Below are 18814 nucleotides of genomic sequence, written 5' to 3' on the forward strand. Positions count from 1 at the left end.
CATCCGAGATGCTCGACTTCCTTCGCCGGTATTAGCCGGAGCAGGTTCGAGGGTCTGCGATCTATCGCACTCTCAGCGCCTTTGGTCCTTGTTAAAGGACATGGCGCTCCCCTGTCGGAATGGTTCTGCGCCCCAAGCTTAGCGCAGGTAAGCTGGAGACGGGTAAGCAGAGGACCGGATATGAACAAGAGGGAGCACGATGAACGCCGTTTCTAAAATCGTCACCATGTTGGTTTCACTCGGTGCCGGTGCACTGGCCACGAAGCTGGTGGATCGCACCTGGAAGGGTTTCACCGGCAACGATGCCCCACGCGGAAAGGATGCGCAGGCCGAGGCCACGATGCGTCAGGCAATCTCCTTTGCCGTATTCTCCGCAGCGGTGGCCGCAGTCATTCAGGTGATCGCCGACCGCGGCGCAAATAAGGCGCTGTCGAAGCTCACGAAGAAGTAGTTTTTACGTAGCCTAAGGCCCGTCACTGCTGTTCCGGTGGCGGGCCTTGGTCATGCCGCTGTTCGGCTTCAACCGCGCGGATCGCTGCGGCGAGCTCATCACTATAGATCGACTTGTGACTCACGTGCTTCGTGCGGTAGCCCGAGCGGCCGATCATATGGGCGGAGACCGGTGCGGTCAGCAACTGCATCCCCCAGGCCAAGGCCAGCACGGGCACCACGGCCCAGGAGCGTAGGTGGATGGCCAGGGCAATGAAGATCAGCAGAAACCCCAGTACCTGTGGTTTGGTCGCGGCATGCAAGCGGGTGAGCAAGTCGGGGAAGGTCATTAAACCGATACCAGCCACCAAAGACAGCAGACAACCAATGATTAGGAAGACGGCAGCGAGCACATCCAGAAAGGCGTCCATCAGGCGTTCCTCTGATCGGTTACATAGCGTGAGACGGTCACCGAACCGATGAAGCCCACCGTGCACGCGACCACGACGAAAAGCACGTTATCCAGGTGCCGGTTGTAATACATTTCCAGGCAGACCGCGGCCGAAACGATCAAAAGCATCACGTCCAAGGCCAACACTCGGTCGAGGATCGAGGGGCCTTTCGCCACGCGAATGACGCATAGGATCAAGGCGACCGATAACACCGAGCCGCATACCCACATCACTATCTCGGTCATCATTGTGCCTTCCTCGCCGAAAACTTCGGTCCGCACTCGGCTTTGATTGCCTCGTACTCGCTCTTACTGCCTATGGCCATGATCAATCGGCGTTCGATATCGCGAATCTGGGTTCGCGCCCGCTCCACGGCCTGCTCATCCTCGGTATCCGCGTAGTGCAGATACAACGTGGAGCTGCGTCGGTCCACGTCAACGACGAAGGACCCGGGGATCAGGGTGAGCACATGCCCCACGGTCATCACGATCAGATCCGACTCGGTGCGCAGCGGTACCGCGATCAACGAGCTACGAGTCGCCCGCCCCTTGAACAGGGCCAGGTACGCAACATGGACGCTGGCGGCTACCACTTCACCAATGAACCACACGAACAGTTTGAGGCAGTACCAAAGGTTCAAGCGTCCCGGCAGCACCACCGGGGGCAAGGGGAAGAGCGTGGTGATCAGCACCGCGATAAGCGCACCGAAGAGCAGATTCCCCGGCGAAAAATCTCGCCAGAGAGCACCCCACACCAACACCAGCAGGATCAGTAGCGGCCATTCTTCGCGCAGGGTGGCACGGTGACGTATGCCAACGGGATCGAGCGCATCATCGATGCGTTGATCTTTGCTATTCGGAGTCTCCATGGTTCCCACTCCCTTCCTACTGCCCGGTCAAGATCGAGGTGATGTACGGTTCACGTGCCAGCAGTTCTGCGGCGACGCGCTGGCAGAATGCGAAAACCTGTGAGGCGAAAACCGTCAGGGCCAATCCCGCGACCACCAGTGAGGCAGTTGCCCAACGCATTCCCCACGGCAGGGCGTTGGCTTCGACTTCCCGCGCCTTGGTCGAGCCCAACTGTGGGCGCTCGGCGCCACCCTGGAAGGTCAGGTCGCTGATCTCCTTGGCTTCGGCCACCAGTGACTCGGTGGGCTCCTCGGCATCGGCGGCACGTCGCCAGAACACACGGGCCCACACGCGAATAATGGCCAGTAGGGTCAGCAGGCTGGTGAGCAAACCAGCGGCGATCACCAGCCAATTCAGCGCTCCCCCGGTCTCCACCGCGGCATGCAGAAGTCCAAGCTTCCCAAGGAAGCCCGACAATGGTGGAATGCCGCCGAGGTTGATCGCCGGGATGAAGAACAAGACGGTCAACGCCGGAGAAATCTTCGCCAGCGAACCCAGCTTGCGCACGTTGGCGCTGCCGGCACGACGTTCAATCAGCCCCGCCACCATGAACAGTGAGGTCTGCACAATGATGTGGTGCCCGACGTAGTAGATCGTTGCGGCGACGGCCAATTCGGTGCCCACCGCAACACCAAAAATCAAATAACCAATGTGGCTGGTCAGGGTGAAGGACAACATACGTTTGAAGTCCGTCTGCGCCAGGGCACCGAGGATACCGACCACCATGGTCAAGGCGGCGACCACCAGTAGCGCCTGATTCAGCGCCCCTCCCGGGAATAGGAGCGTTTCGCAACGCACAATCGCGTAGACGCCGACCTTGGTCAGCAATCCGGCGAATACCGCGGTTACCGGCGCCGGGGCGGTCGGGTAGGAGTCAGGTAGCCACAAGGAGAGCGGGAAAACCGCCGCCTTAATGCCGAAAGCGATCAGCAGCAAAGAGTGCAGGATCAGCCGGGGACCTTCGTCTAGTTCGGGAAGTTTCACCGCCAAATCAGCCAGGTTCACCGTACCGGTTGCCGCATAGACCATGGCGATGGCCGTGAGGAACAAAACCGAGGAAACGACCGATACCACCACGTAGGTGACACCGGCACGGATCCGCTCGGCGGTGCCCCCAAGGGTCAACAACACATAACTGGCGGTCAGCAGGATTTCGAAGCCAACATAGAGGTTGAACAGATCCCCGGCCATGAAGGCATTCGACACCCCCGCCAGCAGAATCAGGTAGGTCGGGTGAAAGATCGACACCGGGCCTTGCTCGTCACCATCGGCGATACCCTGGCTCGTGGCGTAGAGGAGCACCGCCATCGACACCAGCGTGGACACCAAGAGCATGAAGCTTGAGAAGCCATCGACCATCAGGGCGATGCCGAAGGGAGCGTCCCATCCACCAATATGCACCGCATAGGTTTCGCCATTCCAGGTGGCGGCCAGCATCCCGGCCTCCAGAAACATGGTGACGGCGAGGATGCCGATGGTGATGGCGCGCTGTTGGCGAATCTTCCGGCGCACCAAGAAGGCGGCGCCGGCGCCGAAAATCGGTAGCACGACGGCCAGCGGGGCGAGCTGTGCAACGTTCACTATTCTTCTCCCTCACGGACCGGACGACCCTCTTCGTCAACGAATTCGGTGGTGTCCGCGGCGACCGGGGCATCTTCCTCTTCGTCATAGGCGCTGGAGAGCGAGACCTTAATATCTTCGGTGTCATCGGCCACCACATCGGCCTGGTTCAGCATCCATGAGCGATAGATCATGGCTAGCAAGAATGCGGTGACGGCGAAGGTGATGACGATCGCGGTCAAAATCAAGGCCTGCGGCAACGGGTCGGCATAGACGTTCGGGTCGAGCCCCGCTTCAAAGAGTGGTGCTTTGCCTAGCCGTCCGGCGGTGGTGAGGATCAGCAGATTCACCCCGTTGCCGAGCAACATGATGCCCAGCAACACTCGGGTCAGGGTGCGTTCGAGCACGAGGTAGAAGCCTGCGGCCAGTAGCACCCCGGTAATAGCCAGGAAGGTGATGTTCACGCTCATCGGCCGACTCCCGTCTGTGAAGAGGCCACGACATCGTGTGGCTCGACCGGTGAACGCCCTTCGGAGAGCATATCGATTTCGCTACCCAGCGACCGCAGGACATCCTGTACCAACCCGAGAACCACGAGGAACACTCCAATGTCGAAGATGGTCGAGGTGACGAACTTGTGCGCGCCGAAGATCGGTAACCAGAATTCCCACGCGTAGGTGGTAAAGATTGCGTCGCCCGCGAGCAGCGGGATGATGCCGGATATGCCCGCCAGCACTAAGCCACCACCGATCAGTAGACCCGGGGCGACTCGCATGGATTCGGCCAGCTCGACGCGTCCCCCGGCCAGGTAGCGAATTGTCAGCGCCAAACCGGCGATGAGCCCTCCGGCGAAACCGCCGCCGGGCGTATTGTGCCCGGTGAGCAGGGCGTACACGCTGAGCATCAGTACCGAGTGGAACATCAGGCGGGTGACCACCTCGAAGATGATCGAGCGTCGTTCGGCGACGAGCGTACTACCGGCCATCAGCCAGTCACGGTTGGTCGAACGGCCGAATTCGCGGGCCACGTGCAGGCCAAGCTCTCGTTCGGCACCCCGACTGCCAATCGGTTCGGATCCGTGATCGATCGACCCGGGTTGGACTTCGTGGGCACGCAGGCGTTTCGCACCAAAGCTTCGAGTCACGAAGATTAGCGAAGCCACGCCGGTGGCCGCCGCGGCAAGCACGGTGATTTCGCCGAAGGTGTCCCACACACGGATATCCACCAGAGCGACATTCACGATGTTTTTGCCGTACCCCTCGTGGTAGGCCAGATCCGGATAGGCCAAGGAAATGGGGGCTTCGGTACGCGCGGCCATCATGCCGATGGCGATGTACACAACCATCACCGCAAGGCTGATGGCAATAGCCGCGCGACCCCAATGAATCTTGGTCAGCCCGACCCAGAGACGCCGCGGCAGGGCACGCAAGGCGAGCACAAAGGAGACCAGAACGATGGTTTCGACCAGAAGCTGAGTCAGCGCCAGATCCGGTGCACCCTGTAGGGCAAAGATCGCAACCATCCCGTAACCGCTGACCGAGGCCATCAGCACGGCCATGAAACGTTTCGGGGCCACAATGGCGATCAGCGCCCCGGCCATAATGATCGCACCGATAACAGCCTGCGCCGGATGATCGAAAAGCACCCACTCGGTCGGCCAAGGGGTGGCGACCAGTAGTGCGATACCGAGCGGCACCACGAGCGCCACTAGGAGAATCACACCCAGGTAGAAGGACAGCGAACCACGTTGTGTGCGACCGGTGACCCAAATCGCGACCTTGTCCAGCAGGTTTACGCTACCGCGATACAGTTCCTCGGCCGATACCACTAGTCGACGCAACGGAGCACCGGTATCACTACGTTGCCGAAGCCAGAAGAACAGCACGCCCACGGCGACGCTGACTACGCTGAGTGCCAAGGCGGTGTTGAATCCGGAGAAGGCAGCCAGATGGACTTCCACCGGCCCGCCGTATGCCCCCGCAGCGCTGTGCACCAGGTGCTCGACCGGAGCCGGGAAGAGGCCCAGCACGATCGTCGCGGCCGCCAGCACAAATAGCGGGGCGAGGAAGATCAGGGTGGGTCGTTTGCAAGCGGTGGGCGTTTTCTGCCGTTTCGACGGGCCGAAGGCCCCGATGATGAAACGTAGCGAATACGCCATGGTCAGCGCCGATCCCAGCACAATCACCGGTAGCACCCATAGTCGTAGCGTGGCGTCGAGGTGCAGCGCCGCCTCATACACCGATTCCTTGGCCACAAACCCGAGCATGAGCGGCAGCCCAGCCATCGAAGCCGTGGCAATGCCCGCGGTCACGGTCAAAACCGGCATGCTCTTGGCCAGACCGGAAAGCTGGCGGATGTCGCGCGTACCGGTGTTGTGGTCGATGATGCCAACGGCAAGGAACAGCGTGGCCTTGAATAGGCCATGAGCGAGTGTCAACGCGAGCGCAGCGAATCCGGCATCCGGGGTCCCCAAGCCAAATATGGCAATAATAAACCCGAGCTGCGAGACGGTTCCGAAAGCAAGAATCAGTTTGAGGTCGTACTGACGAAGAGCCCGGTAACCGCCCACCAGCATGGTGACCAAGCCCAGTCCCACGGTCAGCGGCAACCAGAAGGTGGTCTCCGCGAATCCAGGGGCCAAGCGAGCCACCAGATATACGCCGGCTTTGACCATGGCCGCTGCGTGTAGATAGGCCGAGACGGGGGTGGGCGCGGCCATGGCCCCCGGTAGCCAGAAATGGAAGGGTACCAGTGCCGACTTGGACAACGCGCCCAACAAGATCAGCGCCACCGCTACGTCGATGTAACCGCCCTCGGCCACCAGCTGACTCGATACGGCCAGGATTTCGGAGAGTTGGTAACTTCCGGCTTGGGCTCCAAGCATGAGTAACCCAGCAAGCATGGCGAGGCCGCCGAAGGTTGTCACGACCAGTGCGCTCAACGCGGAGCGGCGCGCGCTGATCAGTGACTGGCTGAAGCCGATAAGCAGGTAGGACAGCACCGAGGTGATTTCCCAGAAGATGAACATGATCATCACGTCATCGGCGGTGACAAGTCCGGTCATGGCGCCGGCAAAGGCTACGAGTTTTGCGGCGAAGGAACCGATCTGCGGATCGTCATTTTTGAAGTAGCGCCCGCAGTAGATCAGCACGAGGGTGCCAACACCAAGAATCAGCAGCAAAAGCACCGCGGAAAGGGTGTCTAGGCGGAAGTTAAAGCCGATGTTGAGGGCCACAATCCAGTCGATGCTGATCGACGGTGGTGCGTTCGGGGCTGCATGTCCGGCGCTCGGGTCGGACGCCAGAACTTTCGGAAGCTGGGTGAGCAACCAGATAAATCCCGCGGCCGGAACCACTGCCACCATGTAGAACGCGTTACGCTTGGCGAGACGGAAAATCAACGGGCTCAACAAGGCGCACGCGAAAAGGGCTGTCAGTAGCAGAAGCATGCGTCTCCTCTGTCGACGGTGAGCGGGGTCAGAGTCCAACGTCCGGAGTGCTCCGGATTATCTATTTTATCAGCCAGATGGGCAAGTTTTCCGCTGCGACTGGGAGTTACGGGTCCCAGCCTTGTTCGGGTGCGTCACAATTCGACCGAAAATAGCCCGGCCACTCCACCGCTGCGGCCCGCTAGCCCTACGCAGATGAGTCTCACTAGGTTAGGCTCCCAGAAGATAGGTACCGCACCCAGTACGTCGGTGCGCTGGCGGACGCTCACGATCCGCCACGGACGAATCGCAGGCTAGCCGAACACAACATCAGCAAAGGATGGACCCATGACCGCTAATCACGGCACCTCGGATGGCCGTTTACGTTGGGGCATCCTGGGCACAGGGCTCATTGCAGGACTACAAACTCAGGATTTGCTCGAGAACGGGTTTAGCGTTCAGGCCGTCGGTTCCCGAACCAAGGACGCAAGTGAGCGTTTTAGCCAGACATTCGGCATTCCCACCGCGCATGAAAGCTATGCACAGCTCGTGGCAGACCCCTCGGTCGACATCATCTACGTAGCCACACCACATCCTTTTCACCACGAGCACGCACTCCTCGCCTTGAACGCAGGGAAGCATGTTTTGGTGGAGAAACCTTTCACCATGAACGCGCGCGAAGCCCGGGAGGTTATCGGCCTAGCCCAGCAGCGCAGCCTCGTGGCACTGGAGGCCATGTGGACTCGCTTCCTGCCACATATGGCGCGCATTCGGCAGATCGTGGCCGACGGCATGATTGGCCAGCTACGTAAGGTCGTCGCTAGCCACAACCAGAGTTTGCCCACCGATCCAACGCATCGGCTCAACGCGCTGGAGCTTGGTGGCGGCGCACTGCTCGATCTAGGAATTTACCCGGTCTCGTTCGCGGTGGACTTGTTGGGTACTCCCAGTTCGATTCAGGCCAGTAGCGCGATGACCGTCACCGGAGTTGACCGCCAAACCGCGACGATCTTCCAGTACCCCACGGGCGAACAAGCGATGCTCGACTGCGAACTCGATGCGCCCGGGGCGAACCGGGCCGTGGTCATCGGCACCGAGGGATGGATCGACATCGAATCCGTGTGGTACACGCCGACCTCGTTCACGGTCTACGACCGGATGGACAATGTTCTCGAGCGCTTCGAACAGTCAGTCACCGGCCGGGGCATGCAATTCCAGGCGGCCGAACTCGAACAACTCATTCAGACCGGACGCACCCAGAGTGACTTGCTGCCGTCCGCCCAAAGCATCGCCATCATGGAACTCCTCGATGAGATTCGCCGGCAGATTGACTTGCGCTATGCCGCGGACCGAAGCTAGGACTCACCGGCTCGAGCATGCGAGGGTACCGGCGGACACCCGACAGGCACCGGCTATTCACCATCCCGACGCTTCTAGCCGGTAGCATTCGTCCATGGATAATCGGATGACCGCAGCACCCACCCCAAGCCCCACAGCAGGTTGGATGAACCGCGTGACGTGGGCCTGGGCTAGCTGGGACTGGGGCCAAGCAGCCATCAACGCGGTCATGACGACGTTTGTCTTTACCGTCTACCTGACCAGCAACGCCTTCGGCGGTAGCGATCATGCAACGTACGTCCTGTTTCAAGCCATGACCTTGGCAGGGATCTGCATAGTGTTGCTCGTGCCGGTCACCGGCATGCGTTCCGATGCGGCTGGCAGCCGCAATCGGTGGCTGATCATTAATTCGATTCTGGCAGTTGCCGCCTGTGCTGCCTGCTTCTTTGTACTTCCCGATGAGCGCTTCCTGTGGCTGGGCGCGGCGCTGATCGCCCTCATGTCGCTATTCTCTGAATTTGCGACGGTTAACTACAACGCGGTACTCAACCAGATTTCCACACCGAACACCGTTGGCAAGGTTTCGGGTTTCGGATGGGCGATGGGTTATGTCGGCGGGATATTGGCCCTGACAATCGTGCTTTTTGGTTTCGTGAAACCACTCTTCGATTGGCCCGGCGCAGACACCGAGGCCTCCTTGAATATCCGTTTGGTAGCGCTCTTTAGCGCTGGCTGGTTCCTGTTGTTCGCGTTGCCATTGTTCTTTATCATCCCGAAAACCTCAGCCACGCACAGCGAGAGGATCCCGCTCTCCCGCTCCTACTCAGTGCTTTTCGGCAAAATCCGCGATCTTTGGCGCGAAGACCGCAACGCCGTATTTTTCCTTGGATCCTCGGCGGTATTTCGCGATGGGTTGGCAGTGATATTCACTTTCGGTGGGGTCCTAGCTTCAGGCACCTTCGGGTTCAAACCGGAAGAGGTGATCATCTTCGCGATTATCGGCAACGTGATCGCAGCCGCAGGCGCACTCATCGGCGGCTGGTTGGATGACCTCATCGGCCCTAAGGCGGTCATCACCGGTTCGCTCATCGGGCTGCTCATCGCCGGGCTTGGTGTCTTTTTCTCCCCCGGCCCCGCCGGATTCTGGATCTTCGGGCTACTACTTACCTTCTTCGTGGGACCTGCACAGTCCTCTTCGCGTGCCTTCTTAGCACGCTTAGCTCCGGCAGGACGTGAGGGCGAACTTTTCGGCCTCTATGCCACAACGGGGCGGGCCGTATCGTTTTTAGGGCCGGGACTTCTGGCCTTGGCGATTGGGTGGGCGAGCAGTGTCGTCGCCCCGGGCCATGCACAGCGCTACGGGATCCTCGGGATTCTGACAGTACTGCTCCTTGGCCTCGTACTGTTGCTCCCGATACGTTCCCCGCAGCGCGCTGCGGCCTAGTTTTCCAGTGTGGTCAGGTGGAAGTTCAGATGACTACGCGAAGCCGTGGGGCCACGCTGTCCCTGATAACGGTTGCCGTAAGCCCCCGAGCCGTAAGGGTGCTCGGCATCTGAGGTGAGCCGGAAGAAGCAGAGCTGGCCGATCTTTGAACCGGGCCATAGCTTAATGGGCAGCGTCGCCATATTGGATAGCTCCAAGGTGACGTGACCGGAGAATCCCGGATCAATGAAGCCTGCGGTGGAGTGCGTGAGCAAGCCGAGGCGACCTAGCGAGCTCTTACCCTCCAAGCGTGCGGCCACGCCATTTCCCAGGGTCACCACCTCGTAGGTGGAGCCGAGCACGAATTCGCCGGGGTGCAGAATGAAGGGCTCGTCCGGATCGACCTCGACCAAGCGAGTCAGCTCGGGCTGGTCGGTGGCCGGGTCGATGTGTGCGTACTTGTGGTTATCGAAGAGCCTGAAATAGCGGTCTAGGCGCACATCCACGGACGCCGGCTGGACCATCGCCGGGTCATAGGGTTCGAGCCCAATATGACCGGCGGAAATTTCTCGTTTAATGTCACCATCTGAATACAGCACGCTCTAAATTTACCTGCCGATGGGGCTTTCTAGGTAACAGAGTCGTCGCTGGTCGGCACCGGCGACCCTTACGGCCAAAATTTGTTCACCCGATCCCAAGGTTTGCCCGGTATTCTAGGCCTGCACATCACCGCGCTGAGTCACCTAGGAATATAACAACGATGCGATTGAAGTCCACGGCTGCCGCCACTCTTACCAGCGTCGCCCTGCTCTTGGGTTCGGCGAGCTTGGCGCAGGCCGCACCAACAGACTTACCTAGCGTTGGACAGTCCGATTTCAGCGACCCGTCGAGTCTGATCGCGCTGATCAACCCCACCACGCAGCTGTCCCCGGAAGATTACGTCCCGGAGAATCTGGTCACGGTCCCGGGTTCCAGCGACAAACTTCGTGCCGACGCCGCCAAAGCCGTTGAGCAACTCATCGCCGACGCGCGTGCTGCAGGTCATCCCATCAAGCTCATCAGCGCCTACCGCTCCTACAACCGTCAAGCGACGCTCTTCGCGAAGTACCAGAATCAGTACGGCACCGCTTACGCCGAGCGCATCTCGGCCCGCCCCGGCACGAGCGAGCACCAGCTCGGCCTCGCCGCAGATGTTGGATACAGCAGCGGGAAGTGCCAGCTTCACGCCTGCTTTGGGGATACCGCCGCCGGCCTCTGGGTTGCAACGCATGCCATCGACTATGGGCTGATCATCCGTTACCCAGAAGGTGAAGAAGCTACCACCGGTTATAAGTACGAGCCGTGGCACGTCCGATACATCGGTACCGAGCACGCCCAGGCGATGGAAGCTAGCAAGGTGTCAACCTTCGAGGAATATATCGATCTGCTCAAGGGGCAGGCGAAGGAAGATACGTCGGCCAAAGACGCCGAAAAAGCGGGCGAGAAGTCCGAATCCTCGAAACCAGCCGAGCCAAAGAACGAGAAGGACGAGCAGGAGGAGTCCACCACCGCGCGGCAGAAGTCATCCGAGAACTCCTCCATCGACGATCTGCTCGTTCTGCGTTTCTTGCCGCCCTTCCGTGACTGGAGCTTCGGCTTCTAAAGGTAGCGACAGATTCTTCTATGTCTGTCAAGGCGTAACTGGAGCTTGGTCAAATGTTGCTGAAACACTGAAGATCTTGAAAATTCGACGGACGAGATAGCGTTTGATGCATCGGCGGATCTCCCGATCAGTTTTCCCCTGAGCCTGACGCTTCTCGACATAGATACGTGTCTCTTCGTCATGAGTCATACGTGTCACCGCCGCCAAGTGTAGGGCAGCATTCAACGACCGATCACCGCCTCGATTAAGTCGGTGCCTGATCGTATTCCCGGACGATGCAGGAATCGGATTTACCCCAGCCAAACAGGCAAACGCCGCTTCATTGCGCACTCGTCCTTCATGGGACCACGCGACGAAGCACTTCGCGACCGTGATTGCCTTGAAGCCGATTTCGTTTAGTAAGGGTGCTGCTTCGCTGGCTTTGACCAGCTCGTCCAACTGCTGTTCGTTGACTGCCAGGTGCTGGTCCAAGTCCATGACATGCTTGGCCAGGCGTACTGCTTCAGACCGTGCAATCCGCAACGACAGCTCTTCCTCCCGCTCTCTCCAGCGGCTGATCTCAGCGATCTGACTACCGATCAGCTTCTTGCGGGCATCAATCCCCAACTCGTTGCTGCGTACCAGGGCATTCAAGGCGTTCATGGCCCTGGTACGGTCCTTGGTCATCGAGCTGCTTGCCGTGACGAGGATCCGTAATCCTTGGCGGATTCCTTCATTCAGTCGCGGATGGCGCAGCTTCTCTACCGGCAACGGCAGGGACGCTGCCGCCATTCGGTGGGCGTCTAAAGCATCGGTTTTTCCCACGCCACGGTTCTGTTTCTTGCTCATGCGCGGTGCCTCGGTGACGGGGAATCCATGGGCGGCGACCGTGCCGGCAAGGATTGCCCCGTAGATGGCGGTCCCTTCGATCACCCACAGGGTGTCTGCGTTGCCTTCGGTTCGTCGCGCGACCCAGGCGATGGCCCGGTTAATCCCAGCACTGGTCACTGGAAATGACTGCGTATCGAGCAACGCACCGTTGCTTGCGTTGATGATGGCGTAGACGTGATTGCGTGCGTGAGTGTCGACACCCACGACAAATGGATAAGAATGAGCGACGATAGGTTGTGCGGTCACCGTACTTTCCTTTCCTGGATTTTCTTGGTCGGCCGTGAACGGCCGGTACCAGTCCGGGTAAGGGTCACTACGGAACAGCACTGTGATGGGTCACGCCCCTAGAAAGGGGTGGACAATCTTCTGATCAAGTCACCGTGGTGGGCCGGATTGGTTCCGGCCGACCCACCCCGATCAGATGGACAGATCCATCGGATGACACCTTTCGGGTCAGCGTTTTAATGAGTCACATCCTCGGGGTGGGGCGGCTGGTTCTTATCCTGCCAGCTAGTCCCAGACCAGCTACCTCCATACTCACAGCGTTTTAACAGCGAAGGGGTACCCAAACCATCTGGTTTGGGTACCCCTTCGTTGTTTACCGCCTACTTGGCACGCACCGGAATTCCAGTGAAAGTGGGCTTGCTGGTGGCTTCAAAGAAGTCATTGCCCTTGTCATCCACCACGATGAACGCCGGGAAGTCCTCGACCTCAATGCGCCACACGGCTTCCATGCCGAGTTCTTCGTACTCGATGACTTCGACCTTCTTGATGCAGTCCTGCGCCAAGCGTGCGGCCGGACCACCGATCGAACCGAGGTAGAACCCGCCGTGGGAGTTGCAGGCGTCGGTCACTTGCTTTGAACGGTTGCCCTTGGCCAGCATGACCTTCGAACCACCGGCGGCCTGGAACTGCTCCACGTAGGAGTCCATGCGCCCTGCGGTGGTTGGTCCGAAGGAGCCAGAAGCCATGCCGTCTGGGGTCTTTGCCGGACCCGCGTAGTAGACCGGGTGGTCCTTCAAATATTGCGGCATCTCTTCACCCGCATCCAGCCGCTCCTTGATCTTTGCGTGCGCGATATCGCGGGCAACAACCAAGGGACCGGTCAGCGACAAGCGGGTCTTGACCGGGAACTGGGTCAGGAGCTCGAGAATCTGATCCATCGGCTGGTTCAGGTCAACCTTTACCACCGAGGATCCTCCGGTACCGGTGACACCGTCGGTGGCATCATCGTGCTCTGCCACGGCCGGGTGCGAGGCCTCGGGCATGAAGCGCGCCGGGTCGGTTTCCAGCTGCTCGACGAAGAGGCCTTCCTCCGTGACCTTGGCGAGCATCTGCCGGTCGGCCGAGCACGAAACGGCAATGGCTACCGGCAGCGAAGCGCCGTGGCGCGGCAAACGCACCACGCGGACGTCATGGCAGAAGTACTTGCCGCCAAACTGAGCGCCGATGCCAAAGTTGCGGGTCAGTTCGAGAACCTTCTCCTCCAGCTCGGTATCGCGGAAGCCGCGTCCGGTCATGGCACCTTCGGTAGGCAAGTTGTCCAGGTACTTGGCCGAACCGTATTTTGCGGTCTTCAACGCCATTTCGGCGCTGGTGCCGCCGATCACGATCGACAGGTGGTAGGGCGGGCAGGCCGCGGTACCCAGCGACCGAAGCTTCTCATCGAGGAACTTCAGCATGGCATTCTCGTTGAGAATGGCCTTGGTCTCCTGATACAGGAAGGACTTGTTGGCGCTTCCGCCGCCCTTGGCCATGAACAGGAACTTGTAGCTGGTGTCGTGACCGACCTTGGTGTCGGCATACAGATCGATCTGCGCGGGCAGGTTGTTACCCGTCTGCTTCTCCTCCCACGTCGTCAGCGGAGCCAACTGGGAGTAACGCAGATTCAGTTTCGTGTAGGCGTTGTAAATGCCGCGGGAGAGGGAAATCTCGTCCTGCTCCTGGGTCAATACTCGCTGACCGCGCTTGCCCATCACGATGGCGGTACCGGTGTCCTGGCACATAGGCAAGATGCCGCCGGCGGCAATATTTGCGTTCTTCAGCAGGTCTAGGGCCACAAACTTGTCGTTTGCACTGGCTTCCTCGTCATCGAGGATGTTGCGCAGTTGCTGCAGGTGCGCCGAGCGCAGGTAGTGCGAGATGTCGTGCAGGGCGGTTTCTGCCAACAGTTCGAGCGCCTCGGGAGACACCTGCAGGAAGTTCTTACCGTCCGGTCCGGCGACGACGCTGACGCCCTCGGAGGAAATCTTGCGGTATTCGGTCTGATCTTCGCCGATCGGCAAAAGATCCTCATAACGGAATTCAGGCATGCTCAGTCCTTGAAATGAATATGAATGCTCATCGTCCAGTCTAGCGATTCACCCGTCGTTTCCTTAGTTGGCGTTTGCGTCGCTGGTCACGTACGCGACATGCTGGGGGTTATGAGCACCGAGCATAACGACGCCGACGCGGCACAAGACAGCGACCAGCAGCCTCCCACGGAGCAGGATCGTTCCAAGGCAGCCACGCACTTCGAAATGATGATTCAGGCCGGGCAGAACAAGCCTGAGCTTTCCGGTTCGGTGATGAGCGCATTCATGACCGCTGAGGTGTACTTCCTCAGCCGTGAGCCGGTAACGGGCGAGAACAAGAACGCTCAGCCCATGGTGGTGACGAACCCTGCCGGCGAAAGTCTCGTCGTGGTATTCACCTCCCCCGAGCGCATCCCCGACGCCTACATTGACGAATGCCCCTATGGGGTGAAGATTCAGGGGGCGAATATCGTCAAGTCCCTTGATTCGGTGGGATTCGTGGTCAACCCCGGTGACAGCCTCAGCTTCGAAGTGCCCGCTAGGGGTGTCCAGGCGCTGAAGGAGCGCTTCTTCAACCCACCTACGGCCTAACCGAACTCCAGGATCTACGCTCGCGCTTTTCCTAGTGTGAACCCAGCGTGAAGCGACGTTAACCAATGGATGAACGGAGGATTTCGCCGACCGCGAACCTTGGGTTATCCTAAAGTTGCCTGGACCGCCATTAGGCCGTCCGGTGCCTTGCAGGCGGGAACCGAATAGGTTCCCGCCTGCTCCTCATTAAGGCGCCACATAGCCTTGTGAATTTGCGCGCCACCTACCGATCGACTAGTGTCTTCGATGTTGCCTCAGGAAACGATAGGCGGCATGTGCGGGCGTAGCTCAATGGTAGAGCGCTAGCTTCCCAAGCTCGATACGCGGGTTCGATTCCCGTCGCCCGCTCGCATACTAGATGCCGGAACCGCCAAGGTTCCGGCATTTTTTTGGTTTCGGCTGGTCGATAGCGTCCAGGCCGCCCGTTCGAGAGGAGCGGTGCATGACCGGGGTGTTATCCGGCTTTTCCATTATTTGGATTGTGATCGCCGTTGGCTATCTTGTGGGCCGCACCGGGGTGCTGGGCGATCAAGGTCGCTGGGTCTTGAATCGCCTGACCTTCTTCGTGGCCAGCCCCGCCCTGCTGTTCCTGACCTTGGCGGAGTCCGACCCGGTCGCAGTGCTCGGCCCGCTGCTATGGATTGCGACACTGTCCGCCTTCGCCACTGCTGCGGTTTTCCATCTGATCACCGCCAAGTGGCTCAAACGTAGTGCCAGTGAACGCATTGTCGCGGCCATGGCCTCGTCCACCGTGAACTCCGCCAATCTGGGGCTACCCATTGCGCTCTACGTGCTTGGCGACGCGGCGCAGGCTGCACCCATCATTCTCTTTCAGCTGGCGCTCTACCAGCCGATCAATCTGGCGATGCTCGATGCTACGACCAGTAAAAGACGGACTACCGTCTTGGCCATGATCGCCTCGACGGCCCGTAACCCGATGATCATTGGTTCCCTGCTGGGGCTCATTGTGGCGTTGACCAACATACAGCTACCCAAACAGATCCTGCAACCGATCGAACTGATCTCTGGAGCCTCTATTCCCGCCATGCTGCTGGCCTTCGGCATCTCGCTCGTGGGTTCGAAACCATTGGAGAAGGCGCAGGGTCGACGGGCCGATGTCTTGATCGGCACCCTCTGTAAATTGCTGATCCAGCCGGCGATCGCGTGGGTTCTTGCCACGCTCGTCTTCGGGCTACCGATGCCGCTGGTTGTTGCCGCTGTCATCATGGCCGGTCTGCCGACTGCGCAGAATATCTTCGTGACGGCATCCCGCTACGAACGGGGCGTGGTGATCGCGAAGGATACCGTACTGCTGACCACGGTCTGCGCCATCCCAATGATGATGCTTTTGGCGTGGTGGCTAGGCATCTAGCCGCTTAGCGGCAGATAGCCGACGAGCTCATATTGAGAAATATGACGTCATCTTTGCCCTAGTGGGGTGCGACAGAGGAATCTTGCGGAATACTGGCGACGGCTTGACCGTTCTCAGCGGTACACCTTTGATTCATTTACGACACTGCGAGGCACCTAATGAAGCGCACCCTTTCCCTGATCGCATCGGCGGCCACCTTGGCCTTGGCCCTGACCGCTTGCGGTTCTTCGACAGGCGAAGGTAACTCGGCATCGCCAGGAACCAACTCGTTGGAGCAGGTCAAAGAGTCGGGCGTGCTCACCGTCGGCACCGAAGGCACCTACCGCCCTTTTAGCTACCACGAGGGCGATAAGCTCACCGGTTACGACGTTGAGGTGATGCAGGCGGTGGGTGAGAAGCTCGGCGTCAAGGTGGATTTCAAGGAAACTCAATGGGATGCGGTGTTCACCGGCCTGGAAGCAAAGCGTTTTGATGCCATTGCCAACCAGGTCACCATCAACGAAAAGCGCCAAGAGAGCTACCTGTTCAGCGAGCCCTACTCGGTGACCACCGGCGTCGTGGTCACCGCCTCGGATAACACGGAGATCAAGTCCTTCGAGGATCTCAAGGGCAAGCGCACCGCCCAGTCGCAAACCAGCAACTGGTACGAAGCGGCCAAGGAACTTGGCGCCACAGTGGAACCGGTCGAAGGCTGGGCACAGTCCCTGACCCTGCTCAAGCAGGGCCGTGTCGACGCCACCATCAACGACAAGCTCTCCTACTTGGACTCGCAGAAGCAGCAGCCGGATGAGTCCATCAAGATTGCTGCGGAAGCCCCGGAGAAGAACAAGGCGGGCGTGGCCCTGCGTAAGGACTCTGCCGAGCTCCGCGATGCCATCGATGACGCTCTCGATGAGCTTCGCTCCGAGGGCACCTTGGCAAAGATTTCCGAGAAGTACTTCGGCGAAGACATCAGCAAGTAACAGCGCACGATCTAACGCGGCGCACTACACTGGCCCCACGGACTCGATCCTGGGGCCAGTGGCACGTGCACCTGAATTTTGAGGAGATACATGGACTCCATTGGGCAGCTTGCGCTTGATTCCTTGTGGCCGCTGCTGCGCGGGGCACTGATCGGCACTATTCCGCTAACCCTGCTGAGCTTCACGCTGGGCATGGTGCTGGCACTGATCATCGCCCTCATGCGCATGAGCTCCAACGCGGTGCTTTCCGGTATTGCTAGGGCCTTCATTTCAGCGGTTCGCGGCACCCCGCTGCTCGTGCAGCTCTTCGTGATTTTCTATGGCCTTCCCTCGCTCGGTGCAACCATCGACCCGTGGCCTAGCGCCATCATTGCCTTCAGCATCAATGTCGCCGGTTACGCCGCTGAAATCATTCGCGCGGCGATCTTGTCGGTACCCCGCGGGCAGTGGGAGGCGGGCTACACCATCGGCATGTCGCATACCCGCACGCTGTTTCGGCTGATCCTCCCCCAAGCCCTGCGCGTGGCGACTCCGCCACTGTCGAACACCTTCATTTCACTGGTCAAAGACACCTCGCTGGCCTCGTTGATCCTCGTTACCGAGATGTTCCGCAAGGCCCAGGAAATCGCGGCCAGCACCCTACAATTCATGGTCCTCTACATGGAGGCGGCAGTAATCTACTGGGTTATCTGCCTGCTGCTGTCCATGTACCAGAACCGTCTCGAAGGCCGATTGGAAAAGTATGTCGCCCACTAGCCCGCTGCTGTTCGTCGAGAACATTCACAAGTCCTTTGGCGCAAATGAGGTGTTACGCGGCATCTCCTTTAGCGTCGGTTCCGGTGAGGTCGTGGCCCTCATCGGCCCCTCTGGTTCCGGGAAGACCACCGCGCTTAGATGCCTCAACGGTCTGGAACGCCCGGATCAAGGCACCGTGGGGTTTACCGGCGGGCCAGAGGTCACCTTCGGCGCCAAAACCACAGCCAAGCAGGCCACGGTGCTGCGTCAACGTTCGGCCATGGTGTTTCAGGGCCATCACCTCTTCCCCCACCTCACGGTGCTGCAAAATATCACCATCGGTCCTCTTGAGGTGCAGCAGCGCCCCAAGGACGAGGTGATGAACGAAGCCCAAGCGCTTCTCAATCGGGTGGGACTGGCCGAGAAGGCCAATGAGTACCCTTCATCGCTGTCCGGCGGACAGCAGCAGCGCGTCGGTATTGTGCGTGCGCTTATGCTCAAGCCCGATTTGTTGCTCTTCGATGAGCCCACCAGTGCGTTGGATCCAGAGCTCGTTGGCGAAGTGTTGCGCGTGATCAAGGAACTTGCCGCGGAAGGGTGGTCCATGGTGCTGGTCACCCACGAGCTGGCCTTCGCCCGCGATGTCGCCGACCGTGTGGTCTTCATGGACCAGGGTGTCGTCGTCGAGGAGGGGCCCGCGGCACAGGTGCTGACCGAGCCGCGTCAAGAGCGTACTCGAAACTTCATTCAACGCCTGCTCAACCCGTTTTAATAGCGCGTTGGCTTAGCACACGCCGGGCAAATGCGTAAG

At 59.7% G+C, this 18814-nt stretch carries 18 protein-coding genes, 1 tRNA gene and 1 riboswitch; of the genes, 10 read left to right on the forward strand and 9 right to left on the reverse strand.

What is annotated here, in order from left to right:
* Window positions 1-123: riboswitch (TPP riboswitch) on the reverse strand.
* A 76-nt stretch (window positions 124-199) separates the two neighbouring features.
* Complete coding sequence (locus ACJD00_RS12525) at window positions 200-451, forward strand: DUF4235 domain-containing protein (RefSeq protein WP_309405824.1); 252 nt, start codon at window positions 200-202, stop codon at window positions 449-451.
* Window positions 452-473: 22 nt separating this feature from the next.
* Here ACJD00_RS12525 and mnhG read toward each other — a convergent pair whose 3' ends face one another.
* Genes mnhG through ACJD00_RS12555 form a run of 6 tightly spaced genes read right to left on the reverse strand, consistent with a single transcriptional unit; the run spans window position 474 to window position 6797 of the window.
* On the reverse strand, window positions 474-860 hold the full coding sequence (mnhG, locus tag ACJD00_RS12530) for a monovalent cation/H(+) antiporter subunit G (RefSeq protein ID WP_418907271.1): 387 nt from the start codon (window positions 858-860) through the stop codon (window positions 474-476).
* Window positions 860-1129 (reverse strand): monovalent cation/H+ antiporter complex subunit F, encoded by a 270-nt coding sequence (locus tag ACJD00_RS12535; RefSeq protein WP_418907272.1) that lies wholly within the window; start codon window positions 1127-1129, stop codon window positions 860-862. The genes mnhG and ACJD00_RS12535 overlap by 1 nt, the downstream gene beginning before the upstream one ends.
* Window positions 1126-1749, reverse strand: coding sequence for a Na+/H+ antiporter subunit E (locus ACJD00_RS12540; RefSeq protein WP_418907273.1), 624 nt, complete (start codon window positions 1747-1749; stop codon window positions 1126-1128). Before ACJD00_RS12540 ends, ACJD00_RS12535 begins: the two co-directional genes overlap by 4 nt.
* Window positions 1750-1765: 16 nt before the next feature.
* Window positions 1766-3370 (reverse strand): Na+/H+ antiporter subunit D, encoded by a 1605-nt coding sequence (locus tag ACJD00_RS12545; RefSeq protein WP_418907274.1) that lies wholly within the window; start codon window positions 3368-3370, stop codon window positions 1766-1768.
* Window positions 3370-3819 (reverse strand): Na(+)/H(+) antiporter subunit C, encoded by a 450-nt coding sequence (locus ACJD00_RS12550; RefSeq protein ID WP_418907275.1) that lies wholly within the window; start codon window positions 3817-3819, stop codon window positions 3370-3372. The genes ACJD00_RS12545 and ACJD00_RS12550 overlap by 1 nt, the downstream gene beginning before the upstream one ends.
* Window positions 3816-6797: a Na+/H+ antiporter subunit A gene (locus ACJD00_RS12555; RefSeq protein ID WP_418907276.1), complete on the reverse strand. Its 2982-nt coding sequence runs from the start codon at window positions 6795-6797 to the stop codon at window positions 3816-3818. The genes ACJD00_RS12550 and ACJD00_RS12555 overlap by 4 nt, the downstream gene beginning before the upstream one ends.
* 327 nt (window positions 6798-7124) lie before the next feature.
* Here ACJD00_RS12555 and ACJD00_RS12560 point away from each other — a divergent pair, with 327 nt between their 5' ends.
* Together ACJD00_RS12560 and ACJD00_RS12565 are read left to right on the forward strand one after the other, a co-directional pair.
* A complete protein-coding gene (locus ACJD00_RS12560) occupies window positions 7125-8135 on the forward strand; it encodes a Gfo/Idh/MocA family protein (protein ID WP_418907277.1) in 1011 nt (336 codons plus the stop codon).
* A gap of 106 nt (window positions 8136-8241) precedes the next feature.
* Window positions 8242-9558: an MFS transporter gene (locus tag ACJD00_RS12565; RefSeq protein WP_418907278.1), complete on the forward strand. Its 1317-nt coding sequence runs from the start codon at window positions 8242-8244 to the stop codon at window positions 9556-9558.
* On the opposite strand, the gene dcd is transcribed toward ACJD00_RS12565, so the two are convergent.
* The gene (dcd, locus tag ACJD00_RS12570; RefSeq protein ID WP_309405809.1) at window positions 9555-10136 is read right to left on the reverse strand and encodes a dCTP deaminase; all 582 of its coding nucleotides are present in this window, start codon (window positions 10134-10136) and stop codon (window positions 9555-9557) included. The two genes, ACJD00_RS12565 and dcd, sit on opposite strands and share 4 nt — an antisense overlap.
* 161 nt (window positions 10137-10297) lie before the next feature.
* Between dcd and ACJD00_RS12575 the strand changes: the two genes are divergently transcribed.
* Entirely contained in the window at window positions 10298-11179 is an 882-nt protein-coding gene (locus ACJD00_RS12575) for a M15 family metallopeptidase (protein ID WP_418907279.1), read from the forward strand.
* A gap of 27 nt (window positions 11180-11206) precedes the next feature.
* Here the strand turns inward: ACJD00_RS12575 and ACJD00_RS12580 are convergent, their stop codons facing one another.
* Complete coding sequence (locus tag ACJD00_RS12580; protein ID WP_418907280.1) at window positions 11207-12295, reverse strand: IS110 family transposase; 1089 nt, start codon at window positions 12293-12295, stop codon at window positions 11207-11209.
* A 359-nt stretch (window positions 12296-12654) separates the two neighbouring features.
* Window positions 12655-14361 carry a fumarate hydratase gene (locus ACJD00_RS12585; RefSeq protein WP_418907281.1) on the reverse strand — a complete coding sequence of 569 codons (1707 nt, stop codon included), beginning with the start codon at window positions 14359-14361 and terminating at the stop codon, window positions 12655-12657.
* 111 nt (window positions 14362-14472) lie between these two features.
* Here ACJD00_RS12585 and ACJD00_RS12590 point away from each other — a divergent pair, with 111 nt between their 5' ends.
* The 6 genes from ACJD00_RS12590 to ACJD00_RS12615 all read left to right on the forward strand — a co-directional run bounded on the left by ACJD00_RS12590 (window position 14473) and on the right by ACJD00_RS12615 (window position 18775).
* On the forward strand, window positions 14473-14934 hold the full coding sequence (locus tag ACJD00_RS12590) for an SseB family protein (RefSeq protein WP_418907282.1): 462 nt from the start codon (window positions 14473-14475) through the stop codon (window positions 14932-14934).
* A 277-nt stretch (window positions 14935-15211) separates the two neighbouring features.
* Window positions 15212-15282 (forward strand) — tRNA-Gly (locus ACJD00_RS12595).
* 94 nt (window positions 15283-15376) lie between these two features.
* A complete protein-coding gene (locus tag ACJD00_RS12600) occupies window positions 15377-16306 on the forward strand; it encodes an AEC family transporter (protein WP_418907283.1) in 930 nt (309 codons plus the stop codon).
* Between the two features lie 158 nt (window positions 16307-16464).
* Window positions 16465-17268, forward strand: a complete 804-nt coding sequence (locus ACJD00_RS12605) for an amino acid ABC transporter substrate-binding protein (protein ID WP_418907284.1) — start codon at window positions 16465-16467, stop codon at window positions 17266-17268.
* A 90-nt stretch (window positions 17269-17358) separates the two neighbouring features.
* Complete coding sequence (locus tag ACJD00_RS12610) at window positions 17359-18024, forward strand: amino acid ABC transporter permease (RefSeq protein WP_309405800.1); 666 nt, start codon at window positions 17359-17361, stop codon at window positions 18022-18024.
* The gene (locus ACJD00_RS12615) at window positions 18011-18775 is read left to right on the forward strand and encodes an amino acid ABC transporter ATP-binding protein (RefSeq protein ID WP_418907285.1); all 765 of its coding nucleotides are present in this window, start codon (window positions 18011-18013) and stop codon (window positions 18773-18775) included. The genes ACJD00_RS12610 and ACJD00_RS12615 overlap by 14 nt, the downstream gene beginning before the upstream one ends.
* The last annotated feature ends 39 nt before the right edge of the window (window positions 18776-18814 follow it).

The sequence above is a fragment of the Glutamicibacter endophyticus genome (assembly GCF_048457885.1).
Classification (GTDB): domain Bacteria; phylum Actinomycetota; class Actinomycetes; order Actinomycetales; family Micrococcaceae; genus Glutamicibacter; species Glutamicibacter endophyticus.

Bases quoted from the DNA above. Each gene is read 5' to 3' on its own strand.
- ACJD00_RS12550 (WP_418907275.1), bottom strand. From the start codon at position 3,819: ATGAGCGTGAACATCACCTTCCTGGCTATTACCGGGGTGCTACTGGCC.
- ACJD00_RS12560 (WP_418907277.1), top strand. From the start codon at position 7,125: ATGACCGCTAATCACGGCACCTCGGATGGCCGTTTACGTTGGGGCATC.
- ACJD00_RS12540 (WP_418907273.1), bottom strand. From the start codon at position 1,749: ATGGAGACTCCGAATAGCAAAGATCAACGCATCGATGATGCGCTCGAT.
- ACJD00_RS12535 (WP_418907272.1), bottom strand. From the start codon at position 1,129: ATGATGACCGAGATAGTGATGTGGGTATGCGGCTCGGTGTTATCGGTC.
- ACJD00_RS12525 (WP_309405824.1), top strand. From the start codon at position 200: ATGAACGCCGTTTCTAAAATCGTCACCATGTTGGTTTCACTCGGTGCC.
- ACJD00_RS12565 (WP_418907278.1), top strand. From the start codon at position 8,242: ATGACCGCAGCACCCACCCCAAGCCCCACAGCAGGTTGGATGAACCGC.
- mnhG (WP_418907271.1), bottom strand. From the start codon at position 860: ATGGACGCCTTTCTGGATGTGCTCGCTGCCGTCTTCCTAATCATTGGT.
- ACJD00_RS12555 (WP_418907276.1), bottom strand. From the start codon at position 6,797: ATGCTTCTGCTACTGACAGCCCTTTTCGCGTGCGCCTTGTTGAGCCCG.
- ACJD00_RS12600 (WP_418907283.1), top strand. From the start codon at position 15,377: ATGACCGGGGTGTTATCCGGCTTTTCCATTATTTGGATTGTGATCGCC.
- ACJD00_RS12615 (WP_418907285.1), top strand. From the start codon at position 18,011: ATGTCGCCCACTAGCCCGCTGCTGTTCGTCGAGAACATTCACAAGTCC.
- ACJD00_RS12590 (WP_418907282.1), top strand. From the start codon at position 14,473: ATGAGCACCGAGCATAACGACGCCGACGCGGCACAAGACAGCGACCAG.
- ACJD00_RS12575 (WP_418907279.1), top strand. From the start codon at position 10,298: ATGCGATTGAAGTCCACGGCTGCCGCCACTCTTACCAGCGTCGCCCTG.
- ACJD00_RS12605 (WP_418907284.1), top strand. From the start codon at position 16,465: ATGAAGCGCACCCTTTCCCTGATCGCATCGGCGGCCACCTTGGCCTTG.
- ACJD00_RS12585 (WP_418907281.1), bottom strand. From the start codon at position 14,361: ATGCCTGAATTCCGTTATGAGGATCTTTTGCCGATCGGCGAAGATCAG.
- ACJD00_RS12610 (WP_309405800.1), top strand. From the start codon at position 17,359: ATGGACTCCATTGGGCAGCTTGCGCTTGATTCCTTGTGGCCGCTGCTG.